The sequence below is a fragment of the Fictibacillus sp. S7 genome (assembly GCF_004127935.1).
GTDB classification, from domain to species: Bacteria; Bacillota; Bacilli; order Bacillales; family Fictibacillaceae; genus Fictibacillus_C; species Fictibacillus_C enclensis.
The window spans coordinates 2,903,436-2,914,628 of record NZ_QJKL01000001.1; the positions used below are offsets into that span (position 1 = coordinate 2,903,436).

Here is an 11,193-nt window from a genome sequence, read left to right on the forward strand (position 1 = left end):
GTAGAAAATTAGCGGCAAATTTTTCAATGGTTTATTTAAAGCGGCTCTTTCCGCTGCGGCTCTTTAGCAAGTCGCCGGTCCATCCTTTCATTCTTAACCAAATATAAATGCTGGCGATTGAAAGGCCGATGAGACCCAGGGCAATCGCGTATCCTGCTTTCCAGTCGAGTTCTGGCATGTTTCGAAAGTTCATTCCCCAGATGGAGCCAAGCATCATGCCAGGTGTGAAAATGACGGTCATAACGGTCAGTGTTTTCATGATTTCATTTCCACGGTGGGAAGAAAGTACCTCCTCAAGCTTCAGCATCGTGTCAATATCGTGCTGGTAGTGGTTGATGAGATTTAGCGTACGCTCAATTCTGACGCTTGTCCTCCTGTACTCGGTCGTTTGGGTGATTTCATCAAAAAAGGCTTCCTCTGCCGCAAGCTTGATTTCTTCAACCGGTATCGTCAAATCTGTCCAAATTAACAGTTCCTGACGCAGGTCGTAAATACGATCCAAGAGAACTTGATTGTTGTTTTGCCTTAAATCGTATTGCAGTTCTTTCAGCTTGTACTCAAAATGATCGATTCCATCCAGATAATTGTTGAGCACTTCCCCCAGCAGGATAAAAAAACCTTCAACTGCGGTTTTGCATTGATGCATCTGCCGGATCATGTCTTTCTTGATGGTACGGCCCAGCCTGACAACTTCCAATCCCACCGTCACAAAATAAGACCGGGTGATATAAAAATGAAAGAAGTCGTGATCAAATTCCTCTTCTTCTTTTTCATAAGTCAGGCAGCCATGGAGAACCGCTTCGTTTCCATAGTTTTCAATGCGAAGATAATTCGTGTTTTGTTCCTCTACATTTTCCAGCCACTGCGTACAATCCGGCAGCTTATGAACCATCTCTTTGATGTGTTCTGCTTTATGATCTATGGATTCTATTTCATACCATTTCCAGTTTTCCAAGAATCGATGGTTCATCTGATCTCTTCCTTTCTAGACGTAAACCTACAGCGAAAAGTCCGTAGCTCCCTTTTGTTTTGCCCAGCTCAGGCATTTCTGAACCAATTGCTGCCGGAGCTGACTTTCACATGAAGGTGCACACAAATGCGTAATGGCCGCGGTTGGCCTTTCCGAAAATGAAGTCGGGTCTTTTTTGCTCAGTCTCACCACCGCATATCCGTGTATCGCTCCCTCTTCCTCCGCCACAAATATCTCCACGTCTTCGCGCTGCAAAGAAGAACTCCATTGCTCCCGGGACCATTCATCCATGATTTTCTCCGTGTTTCCCACGAGTTCTTTCATATTTTGAAAATCGCCAGCAGTTCCTTTACGAATGGATTGGCTCATTGTTTTCCTCCAATAACAGGTTTCCTTTTTGCTCTTCGCCAGCTTTGTTGCTTTTGAAAGTGGTGATTTCCATTTTCGAGGAGTCTCGCACCTTGCACTACAAGAAACTTCAATGAAGACTCTGTTTCTAAAGCATTAAAACTTTAAGAAAAACCCTTTTCTTAATTACCTTATTTACGTTTACTTACAAATTTCCCCCATGAAGCCCTTCCTGAAACTCTGACTGATATTTTGTGTTTCTTCTATATAATAATCTGTTCGTCCACCTATGAAAAAATCCTGCTGGCGTCACCAGCAGGATTGTGCGTTCATATTATTATGATATTTTTTTACTGCACACGATTTTTCGGTTGCAGTGATCCCAGGTGAACAGGGTTTTGCTGTCCTGCTGCAAGAGGGAGAGTGAAGAACTCGTGCATTCCACCACTTGAGAGTTCGGGATGGTATGTGTGATTTGCTGGCCGGTGTTAAGATCCACGTAAACGATCTTTTCCGATTTTCCTGTCGCAAGATCAAGTTCATACACCATGATTTCGTTCTCCACATGGTAAAGGGCTCGTGGAGAAATGCTAAGCGGATACTCCCTGACCACCTTTTCCTTATTGTTCAGCACGATGATTTTCTTTGGATCCCCATTCAAAATGGGCGCTGCAGAAATATAAACTTCTTCACCGATACAGAGAATGTCAGTCGGTGCTATATTTTTTCCAAGGTTTACCCTTTTTTTCTTATCGCCCTTGATGATGTAAAGGACAGCCTGATCTTCCTCTACGATGTAACAGGAAACATAAAGCGTGCCGTTGTTCTTTTCCACTTCCCACAGATACCCGTTCACTTTCCACTCCTTTAAAAGCTCGGGATCATCCTTGGAGAAGATCAGGATAGAGCCTTTGGACCCATCTCCTTCACAAGCCACCACCACGCTATCCTCAAATTCATAAAAGTTCGGACGTCCGTTAACAGGGTGACAGAGGCGCTTCTTCGTTTCATGGTTATGTGTATAGATGGTATGGCGTCTTAATTTTGTTCCTTCAACCTGGCTCACCCAGTAATTTTTATGGTTGTCTTTATAAACATCAATATATGTTTGTGGATCATTCCATTGCAGTGTCGAAGAGTTCCCGGCTGTATCTGGATCATTCGAGACATATAGCAGTTCCTTGATGTCTGATTCGTTTGCTGATAATGAAAACATTTTTGCCATTATGTTCTCCTCCATTTCTAAATGGCCGGTATAACTTTCTTACCATCCGGACAAGTCTGTTAATTTATTTTTAATTGGTAAATCTAGCAAAAAGCAATTATTATCTGTTATATTTATCTTACCAGACATTTCTGTGGGTATGTATTGGGAAAAGTAGTAGTATTGGTACTTGATTAATGGGGGGTTTGCATGACAATTTTCCCAAGTTCGGAAAGGGGGATTATATGGTCGGCCAAAGAATAAGATATTATAGAAAAACCAAAGGCCTAACCCAGGAAGAACTGGCTCAGGGAATCTGTTCAGTGTCCTATTTAAGCAAGATTGAGAAAGGGGATGCAAAGTCCAGCGAAGAGGTTATTAACCTTCTTTGTGAAAAGCTGGGTATTTCGTCCGAGGAAGTGGACAGCAACGAGATCCTGGAGATGCTCAACGAGTGGAATATGATGATGGTGAACCGCCGGTTTGATGAGGCGGAAGAGTTCTTTGAAACGGTTCGGGAGAAGATGCAACATGTTTCTGAGCCCGAACTCATCCTTAGATACGAACTATTTTTAGCACGAAAATATATAGTAAGTAATGAGCAGGATTTAACGCATACAGACGAAATTTTATCAAAAATCAAGGAATTACAGGAACAATTAACTCAAGAGTTAAAATTTTATTATAACCAGATTTTATCAATGTATTATTACTTTAAAACAGACTATAAAAATGCTTTGTCCCACCTCCAGGAAGCAGAAAAGTTAATGTCTGTTATTAACATTGAAGATATGGAGCGGGCAGTAGTTTTTTATCAACTAGCTTTATGTTTTGGTCAAATTTTCAGAATTAGTTCTGTAAATTATTATGCATATAAAGCTATTAATATATTCGATAAAGAATATAATTATAGCAGGAGTGCTGATTGTCAAATTCTTTTGGCTATTAGTAATAGGAGAGTCAGAAATTATGTTCAAGCTGAATACCACTTGAATCAAGCCTTAAAGTATTCAAAAACATTTAAAGATGACTTTACCTCCGGTGTCATTTTTCATAACTTAGGATTTCTAGCTTCTTGCAGGAATGAACACCAAAAAAGTATCCAATTCTTAGAAAAAAGCCTCTCGTTCAAAAAAGATCTTTCAGATGTTACGAAAATCGCTACGATTTTTCTAATGGCAAGTGAATATTACCAGTTAGAGGATTATAATTCTTCTGAAAAGTGGTTAACTCAGGGACAGAAAATACTTAATGAATATCCTCATCATGAGTATGAATATCATTACAGAATTCTAATGCTCAAAATTAAAAAAGATCATGATGAACTTATCTCATACTTAGCGAAAGAGGCTGTTCCTTATTTTGATAAACAGCACCTACTTGAAAGTTATGCAACCTATTCAGAATTACTTGCTGATTTATACTTTGAACATTCACAATATAAAAAAGCTAGCTTATATTATAGAGTTTCTAATAATGCAAGGAAAAATATCCTATAAAAATTGAAAAGGTGGTTTAAAATGAAAAAAATATTAGCGGGTTTACTAATTGCGGGAGGTCTTCTGGGGATATTTAGCTTTTCTCAAGATACTGCGAGAGATGAACTTCCAAATCCAAGATTAGTAGCAAGAGATGAACTTCCTGGTTTAAGTTCACGCAACGTAGCTAGGGACGAACTTCCTGGACTAAGATCTTATGTTGCTATGGATGAACTTCCTGGTTTAAGTGCAAACTCTTGATCTAGTTATCTCCCAATATAAACCCTCGTTCCAAGCGGAACCATTCTTGACAGTTCGAGTACATCTTTATTGAACATTCGAATGCATCCTTTTGAGACGGTTTTTCCAATTGACGATGGGTTATTGGTGCCATGGATGCCATAGTGCGGTGCGGAAAGCCCCATCCACATGACACCAAACGGACCACCGGGATTAGGCTGCTTATTAATTATTGTATACGTTCCCACAGGCGTAGGAGTAAGCATCTTCCCCACTGCAATGGGATATCGCCTAATGGTTCCTCCGTTTCGCGTAACTGTCATTCTTTTTTTACCTACAGAAATGAAGATCTGATACGCCATTTATACCACCTCCACTGTTACAGTATGTCAGTGGAGGTGGTTCTGTTTGTATTGCCGTAAGCTTTAGGCCTTTTGGTGAAGATAACAGCTTTCCTCATGCTGTGTGGGCATCATTCCGGTCGCCATGAGAAAGCTTTCCGCCGTGGTCAAGCCGAAGTGTTTAAACGTTTGTTTAAGGATTTTCTGCTTTTCAACCGGATCCTCCGGCAGCTGTTGAAAGAAAGCATCCAATCCCCCATACTTCATGATTAGTTCATCGCACCGCTTGGCGTTTTCAATCGTTGCTTCAATTTTTCTTCTGTGTCTGACAATGCCTTCGTTATTCATCAAGTTCTCTATGTCGTCTTCCGTCATTGCCTTGACGTGCTGAATATCAAATTGGGCAAAGGCCTTCCTGAAATTTTCACGTTTATGTAGAATTGTCCGCCAGCTCAGCCCCGCTTGGAACATTTCGAGTGTCAGGCATTCAAATAATTTGTTATCCTCCGTTACGGACACCCCCCATTCTTCATCATGATACGTTGAAAGCATCTCGCTCTCTGTACTCCATTTGCATCTTACCCGCTTCTCCATAACCCGTTCCCCCTATATAAAACAAAACCTGGCCGGTCAGGTCAGGTTTTTCATGTTAATCTGTTTTTCGAATATCTTTGAATGGATAGATGACCACTTCGGATTTGCCCTCAATGGAATCGATATTAATCAGGCCAAGGCCGTTTCGGGAATCCATGCTGTTCAGCCGGTTATCTCCCATAACAAAACATTTCCCTTTTGGAATTTTGATTGGGCCAAAGTCTTCTGTCAAATAGACACCGAGGGTTCTTGCCTGTTTTTTATTCTGGTTCAAATACGGTTCTTTCACGGGCTTTCCATTGACCAAAAGCTTATCTTTCTTTACCTGGATGGTATCGCCTTCCACTCCGATCACACGTTTTACATAGCGTTTGTCATCGCCTTTGATGATAACAATGTCACCGACTTTCGGCTCGGTTACCGAGTAGATGATTTTATTGACATAGAGTTTATCGTGATTATGCAATGTTGGAGACATGGAAGCTCCCTCAACCATATAAGGCGCGAAGAAAAAAGTTTTAATAATATAAACAAGAACGAGAGCAAATACAATGGACTTAATCCAGCTGAAGAGTTCATTTCCTTTTTGCTCTTTTTGCTCCATACGGTTCACACCTTTCTTCATTAAGATTGAAACAAATTTTAAACGGTTCATCTTCTTATTGTACCGTATAATTTATAAAATGGTCACGCAATTTATGTCCACTCCCCTTGTATGGCAGACGGTATGAATGACTATCACTATTGTAACAAAAAGGGGGCAGACGCAATCACTTTTGAAAGATTTTACAAATTTATTTAGGTATTACTAAGTAATGTATAGTAATTTATATTTAAAAAACCGGAAGAAATTCTCTTCCGGTCTTCCTATTATGGTTCAATGAATTCAATCCAGCCGCCCTCCGGAAGTTCATAAAAAACCGTCTTCCAGCCGTTGTTCAAAAGAAATGGCCCTTCCAAAGTGAGAATACCCTTGTTCTGTAATCGGTGAATCATGTCCTCCATGCTTTCGATTTGAAAAGCGGTATGGGCACCGTCGTCCTGATTCTCTTTTTGCTGAATCAGTTCAATCTTCCATTCATCATTTCCAACAAACAGAAGGTGCTCCCCCTCCCAATCCGATTCAAAGATGACCTTCATATTGAATGCCTTTAGGTAAAAATCTGCAGCTTTCCACAGGTTTCGGACGATAATGCCGTAGTGATGAACTCCAATCGTTTTCATTCTAGATGATCAAATTCATGTCACCAAACTCGTGCCAAAAATACTTTTGACCGATGGCTTCTTTATAGGAGACATGAAGGTGCTGCACAGGGACAAAGGCAGATAGAAGGTCGAGATGGCTTGCTTCCGGTTCATGCAGTCCGGTGATCAGTCCGTCCGCCACTTGAAGCTTCGTGGTCCCGGTAATATATAAATTGGTCCAGCCTCTGGCTGCTTTTAGGTGGCCTTTGGTATCGACAGCTGATTCCAAAGCGCGGACTACAGTTGTTCCCACTGCAATCACTTTATGGCCATTACTTTTGGCCTGCCGGACTGCTGCCGCCGTCTTTTCAGGAATGCTATACTCCTCCAGGTTTTCCCTCGGTTCCAGATGCCATTTATCGTCCATTAAATAACTCAAGCCGGTATGCAGTTCAACATACTCAATTCTTACCCCTTTTTTCTGAAGGCGGAAAAGGAGCTCCCAGCTGAATGCACGTCCGGCAGAAGGCATTTCCACCGAACCTGGAGACGTCGCAAATACCGTTTGGTAATAATCCAGATCCCACGGTGTTTCGATGTATTCATATCGTACCGGCTGCCCGATTTGGTAGATCTGATCATAAAGGGCAGTGCAGCACAGGTTAAACGCCAGCAAGGAGAAGGGACTGTCGGTTGCTGCTGTTACAACCGTTGCGGACAATACAGGAGAAAAGTGAATGGTGTCACCGTTCTTCACCTCGTCAGCAAGTATGAGAGCTTCCCAGTTTTGATCACTTTTTTTGTGTGCCAGCCGTACCTCGATCACTGTGCCATCCGCCAGATTTCCCTTTAAGACCGCCGGGATGGTTCGGCTTGCATTCAGCACAAGAACGTCCCCCTCCTGTAAATAGTGATCCAGTTTGTAGAAATGGGAATGGCTGGTGGTTCCCTCTTTTTTATCAATCACCATCATTTTTACGTAATCCCGGCGGATGCCCCGCCGCTCTGGCGGCATACTGGCATTTAATTCGTCGGGAAGAACAAAAGAAAGGGCCGCGCTCATCACTGTTCACTTCCTTCCAATGTGAATTCCTGGGCACTGAATCGTTTTCCGTTTTCTTTGGATGCTTCAGATGCCAGGTATCCGAACACATGAACAAGGTCATGAGGATCTGCCAATTTGTAATCACAGTCCGGGACGGCCAGGGCATGCATTTCAGTATCCATTTCCCCCGGATCGACCATGTTGACTCTCACTCCGGTTTCTCCTACCTCATCTGCCCAGGTTTCCGTCAAACCTTCCAGCGCAAACTTGGAAATGCCGTACGCCCCCCAGCCGGCAAACCCGGTGTGTCCCGCTTCAGATGTAACATTGATGATACTGCCACTGTTGCGCTTCAGCATGTCTGGAAGCACCCGCCTTGTCACAAGGAATGGCCCGAGAGAATTAACCCGGACGACTTCAGCGAAGTCTTCTTCCGGATAGTCCAAAAGATAAGGCATCGGGCTCGGTCCGAGCATGGAGGCATTGTTAATCAATACATCGATGTGCCCGAAGTGCTCCTCTGTCAGTGCCACAAACCGTTCCACGTCCTTGGATTCCGAAACGTCCGCTGTCACCGCGAGAACATCAGCTCCGTACGCTTCTGCCTCCTTTTTCACTTCCTGTAGTGGACTTTCTCTTCTTGCGCAGATCGCCAGGTCGTTTCCCTCCTTTGCAAAATATAGAGCAAGCGCCTTTCCTAATCCCTTTGAAGCTCCGGTAATCATCACTACTTTTTTCATCGTTGTTACCTCCTTTTTATACTTTTTATACATTTATGTTTAATAAGTATCTTAATTATAATTGTTTGAAATTTCTAACGTCAACACTTTTTATTTCTTTTTTTCCGACAAAAGAAAAAAACCCTTATCTATCAAGGGTTTTTTTGGTTTTTATTTTAAATAGAAAGAAGCTCCGTTAATCACTTCGGCCTCTTTTCTCTCTTTAATGTTCTCCATTAGCTGAAACAGTGCTTCATCCTTGCATTTCGCTTCAATCATGCAGTCGACTTGCTGAACACTTCCCTTTATTCCGTCCAGGAAACGAAAAAATAGATCCGGATCAACAAAGTCCGCATGGTGCCGGAATTCCTTTTCACTCTTCGGGCTGGAGATATGAATTTTTAGCGGCAGGGGTGAATGGGACCATGTGTGTACTACCCTCTCCCAGTTCTCCTGCCAATTATCATTATGGTGGTGGGCCAGATGATGATGATAATCAAAGACCAGGGGAATGCCCAGCTTTTCGCAAAGATACAAGGTATCTTCAAGGGTAAATGAGGAGTCGTCATTTTCAAGCATGATCATCTCCTGAAGCCGGTGCGGCACATACATCCAGTTATGAATAAAACGCTCCAGGGCCACATCCGTTTCCTTGTAGTTGCCGCCCACATGCATCACACAGCGGTGGACCGGATCAATGTTCATGCCCTTAAGGATTTTATAGTGAAGGTTGAGCGTTTGTATTGAATTCTTTAATATTTCATCCTTCGGGGAATTGATCACCACAAAATGATCCGGATGGAAATCAAGCCTCATCTCATGTTTTTTTGCGAAATCTCCAACTTCCCGAAGTGATTCTTTTAATGGCAGCATGTATTTCCAGTCGAGCAGCTCCTTGTGGTTAGCCAGCGGAATCAGCCGGGAGGTCATTCTGTAAAAATGAATGTCATGGGCGGCATTGTGCCGTAACAGACGAATCGTGTTCTCCAGGTTGGATTTTGCGATCCGCTCCAGTTTTCTGAGTGCTGCCCCGCGGTCTTCAATCTGTGAAAAACGGGCATATGTCATCGTCTGGGATGGAGAGGCATTTTGCAGCTCCATGCTCATCGCTACATAGCCCAGCCGTATTTTTGTCATGCCTGTCACCTCACTTCTACTAACAGTATGTCCAAAAAAAGGATTTCTTTTATCAAACGTGTTATAGACAAATTCTTGAAACAGGTATATATTCGATGGCAGAACAATAAAAGACAGAGGGATTGCAGGATGGAAAAAAAGAAATTTTACCTTATATTGATTTCATTAAGTATCGTAACGATTATCTGGGGTCTCAATGTCATTATGATTAAATACCTTTCAGGAATTTTCCCGGTTGTGCAGCTGTCTGCCTGGAGAATTTCAATGGCCGCTCTATGCTTGCTTATCTTTACCTATTCCAAATGGAAACCAGGAATCAAAAAACTGACGTTGTCGGCCTGGGGACTCATCTTTCTGGTCGGCTTTACCTCGATCTTCCTGCATCAGCTTTTGATCTCACAGGGACTGCGGTTTACGTCAGGCTCAGCCGGTTCACTCATCCTTGGGCTAAATCCGCTGACAACCTCTCTTTTGGCGATGGTGTTACTTGGTGATCAGTTCAACCTTAAACGCTTTATCGGCATTGGACTCGGCTTTACAGGCGTCCTTATTGTCGTCGGCCACCCAGGTTCAGCCGGAACTGATCCCGTGAAAGGGAACCTGATTGTATTTCTCTCCATGCTCGCTTATGTATCTGGCGGCCTGTTGATCAAACAAGCGGTAAAACAGGCATCCGTCTTTCAGGTAACAACCTTCAGCCACATGTTTGGCGCATTGCTTTTACTGATCATGTGGTTCCTGTTCCCTGTTGAGCCGTCGGTTTATCATGCAAACCTTTTCGCTTTTGGAGTGATGGTGTTCTCCGGCTGTATTGCCACTGCCCTTTGTACGTCCTGGTGGAACATGGCGATCTCAGAGATTGGTCCAAGCAAAACCACCTTATTTTTGAATGTCATGCCGATCAGCTCCTTGTTCTTCGCCGCCCTTTTTCTGAATGAAAAGATCCACTTGTATCATGCGCTCGCCCTTTTGCTCATTGTGGCAGGTATTTACCTCGGACTGTCCCGCCAGAAAGGAACAGGACTTCCCGCAAAACCCATCAGCATCAATAAGGCCTTGTAAAAAAAACTGCCTGGAATCCAGGCAGTTTTCGTTTTATATTTAGTTCAGATCGATATCACCGGTATCGGTTTTAATGCTGATTTTCGGACCACCTATTCCCGCTTCCGGGCTCTGAATAAAAAATGCCGAGTATTCCCAATGGAAAATACAAGGTACAAACAAAAAACAACCAGGTGGCATACACCTGGTTGCTTACTACTACTGTTCTTTCGTTACCATAAAATTGACGGCACCCACCTGTTCTGTCTGCTGTTCCTCTGCCTGTTTTTCGGTACCGGCTCCATCGTCAATGGCTACCGTATCGCTTCCGTAATTTTTTACCGTCACAAGGGCGGCATCCAACATTTTGCGAGTTTCTTCATCGTCCGCTTTGCCCTTTCCTTCTACAGTAACCGTTGCCTTCGTTCCCGAACGGTCAGCATGGAGGGTTGTATCCTCCGGCACAGCCGGCACTAGCTTTTTGTCTTTATAGCCTTCTTTCATCTGATCCATGGCTTTCTCCAGGTTTTCGGCCGGTTTTGCGAAGGTGGTCGCATTGCTGTCTACCAAAAATTCATCGCCCGTTGAGGTCGTATAAGAAAAAGCGGGACCTCCCCTTACTCCGTCCACATCCAATTCTTCCTTTGAACCCAGATTGGAAAACTCATAACCTGGTTTTCCATCCGTTTCAAACTTCACCTTGGAATAGCCTTCACTATAACCAAACGTGTAGCCCAGTACTTTCGGAAGCAGTGCTTCTTCAGAAGAAGAGACAGAGCCTGCTGGAAGATTAACAACAACTGCTCCTTCTTTTTCCGACAGCTTTGCCTGGTTCAGCAGTGTTGGCTGAAGGCCGACCTTTTCCGGATGGAAAGAACCTAGCACATCCTC

Annotated in this window: 14 protein-coding genes; 3 read left to right on the forward strand and 11 right to left on the reverse strand. The window is 43.2% G+C overall.

The features are described 5' to 3' along the window. Positions 1-31 precede the first annotated feature (31 nt). From DMO16_RS15025 to DMO16_RS15035, 3 genes are all read right to left on the reverse strand, one after another. Positions 32-970: a magnesium transporter CorA family protein gene (locus DMO16_RS15025; protein WP_129478435.1), complete on the reverse strand. Its 939-nt coding sequence runs from the start codon at positions 968-970 to the stop codon at positions 32-34. A 27-nt stretch (positions 971-997) separates the two neighbouring features. Further along, a complete protein-coding gene (locus DMO16_RS15030) occupies positions 998-1,339 on the reverse strand; it encodes a hypothetical protein (protein WP_129478437.1) in 342 nt (113 codons plus the stop codon). A 316-nt stretch (positions 1,340-1,655) separates the two neighbouring features. Beyond that, positions 1,656-2,543, reverse strand: coding sequence for a hypothetical protein (locus tag DMO16_RS15035; RefSeq protein ID WP_129478439.1), 888 nt, complete (start codon positions 2,541-2,543; stop codon positions 1,656-1,658). 224 nt (positions 2,544-2,767) lie between these two features. Between DMO16_RS15035 and DMO16_RS15040 the strand changes: the two genes are divergently transcribed. Together DMO16_RS15040 and DMO16_RS15045 are read left to right on the forward strand one after the other, a co-directional pair. Further along, positions 2,768-4,021, forward strand: coding sequence for a helix-turn-helix domain-containing protein (locus DMO16_RS15040; protein ID WP_164988936.1), 1,254 nt, complete (start codon positions 2,768-2,770; stop codon positions 4,019-4,021). A gap of 21 nt (positions 4,022-4,042) precedes the next feature. After that, entirely contained in the window at positions 4,043-4,261 is a 219-nt protein-coding gene (locus DMO16_RS15045; RefSeq protein ID WP_129478444.1) for a hypothetical protein, read from the forward strand. A gap of 5 nt (positions 4,262-4,266) precedes the next feature. Here DMO16_RS15045 and DMO16_RS15050 read toward each other — a convergent pair whose 3' ends face one another. The 7 genes from DMO16_RS15050 to uvsE form a co-directional block, all read right to left on the reverse strand. Continuing rightward, positions 4,267-4,602 (reverse strand): L,D-transpeptidase, encoded by a 336-nt coding sequence (locus DMO16_RS15050; RefSeq protein ID WP_129478446.1) that lies wholly within the window; start codon positions 4,600-4,602, stop codon positions 4,267-4,269. A gap of 63 nt (positions 4,603-4,665) precedes the next feature. Continuing rightward, on the reverse strand, positions 4,666-5,175 hold the full coding sequence (locus DMO16_RS15055) for a DNA-3-methyladenine glycosylase I (protein WP_061975841.1): 510 nt from the start codon (positions 5,173-5,175) through the stop codon (positions 4,666-4,668). A 55-nt stretch (positions 5,176-5,230) separates the two neighbouring features. Continuing rightward, positions 5,231-5,800: a signal peptidase I gene (gene lepB / locus DMO16_RS15060; protein ID WP_241840580.1), complete on the reverse strand. Its 570-nt coding sequence runs from the start codon at positions 5,798-5,800 to the stop codon at positions 5,231-5,233. A 245-nt stretch (positions 5,801-6,045) separates the two neighbouring features. Continuing rightward, positions 6,046-6,399, reverse strand: a complete 354-nt coding sequence (locus tag DMO16_RS15065; RefSeq protein WP_061975837.1) for a VOC family protein — start codon at positions 6,397-6,399, stop codon at positions 6,046-6,048. Between the two features lies 1 nt (position 6,400). After that, entirely contained in the window at positions 6,401-7,423 is a 1,023-nt protein-coding gene (locus DMO16_RS15070) for an S-adenosylmethionine:tRNA ribosyltransferase-isomerase (RefSeq protein ID WP_074440651.1), read from the reverse strand. Further along, positions 7,423-8,145: an SDR family NAD(P)-dependent oxidoreductase gene (locus DMO16_RS15075; RefSeq protein ID WP_129478451.1), complete on the reverse strand. Its 723-nt coding sequence runs from the start codon at positions 8,143-8,145 to the stop codon at positions 7,423-7,425. The genes DMO16_RS15070 and DMO16_RS15075 overlap by 1 nt, the downstream gene beginning before the upstream one ends. A gap of 150 nt (positions 8,146-8,295) precedes the next feature. Further along, complete coding sequence (gene uvsE, locus DMO16_RS15080; RefSeq protein ID WP_129478453.1) at positions 8,296-9,261, reverse strand: UV DNA damage repair endonuclease UvsE; 966 nt, start codon at positions 9,259-9,261, stop codon at positions 8,296-8,298. Between the two features lie 129 nt (positions 9,262-9,390). Between uvsE and DMO16_RS15085 the strand changes: the two genes are divergently transcribed. Further along, positions 9,391-10,323, forward strand: a complete 933-nt coding sequence (locus DMO16_RS15085; protein ID WP_164988937.1) for a DMT family transporter — start codon at positions 9,391-9,393, stop codon at positions 10,321-10,323. Positions 10,324-10,521: 198 nt separating this feature from the next. Here the strand turns inward: DMO16_RS15085 and DMO16_RS15090 are convergent. Then, a partial coding sequence (locus DMO16_RS15090) for a hypothetical protein (protein WP_206738112.1) occupies positions 10,522-11,193 on the reverse strand: 672 nt, incomplete at its 5' end.

What these genes read in the sequence shown, in the direction of transcription:
- DMO16_RS15030 (WP_129478437.1), bottom strand. Translation starts at nt 1,339, where the DNA reads ATGAGCCAATCCATTCGTAAAGGAACTGCTGGCGATTTTCAAAATATG.
- DMO16_RS15050 (WP_129478446.1), bottom strand. Translation starts at nt 4,602, where the DNA reads ATGGCGTATCAGATCTTCATTTCTGTAGGTAAAAAAAGAATGACAGTT.
- DMO16_RS15055 (WP_061975841.1), bottom strand. Translation starts at nt 5,175, where the DNA reads ATGGAGAAGCGGGTAAGATGCAAATGGAGTACAGAGAGCGAGATGCTT.
- DMO16_RS15025 (WP_129478435.1), bottom strand. Translation starts at nt 970, where the DNA reads ATGAACCATCGATTCTTGGAAAACTGGAAATGGTATGAAATAGAATCC.
- uvsE (WP_129478453.1), bottom strand. Translation starts at nt 9,261, where the DNA reads ATGACAAAAATACGGCTGGGCTATGTAGCGATGAGCATGGAGCTGCAA.
- DMO16_RS15075 (WP_129478451.1), bottom strand. Translation starts at nt 8,145, where the DNA reads ATGAAAAAAGTAGTGATGATTACCGGAGCTTCAAAGGGATTAGGAAAG.
- lepB (WP_241840580.1), bottom strand. Translation starts at nt 5,800, where the DNA reads ATGAAGAAAGGTGTGAACCGTATGGAGCAAAAAGAGCAAAAAGGAAAT.
- DMO16_RS15035 (WP_129478439.1), bottom strand. Translation starts at nt 2,543, where the DNA reads ATGGCAAAAATGTTTTCATTATCAGCAAACGAATCAGACATCAAGGAA.
- DMO16_RS15085 (WP_164988937.1), top strand. Translation starts at nt 9,391, where the DNA reads ATGGAAAAAAAGAAATTTTACCTTATATTGATTTCATTAAGTATCGTA.
- DMO16_RS15040 (WP_164988936.1), top strand. Translation starts at nt 2,768, where the DNA reads ATGGTCGGCCAAAGAATAAGATATTATAGAAAAACCAAAGGCCTAACC.
- DMO16_RS15045 (WP_129478444.1), top strand. Translation starts at nt 4,043, where the DNA reads ATGAAAAAAATATTAGCGGGTTTACTAATTGCGGGAGGTCTTCTGGGG.
- DMO16_RS15065 (WP_061975837.1), bottom strand. Translation starts at nt 6,399, where the DNA reads ATGAAAACGATTGGAGTTCATCACTACGGCATTATCGTCCGAAACCTG.
- DMO16_RS15070 (WP_074440651.1), bottom strand. Translation starts at nt 7,423, where the DNA reads ATGAGCGCGGCCCTTTCTTTTGTTCTTCCCGACGAATTAAATGCCAGT.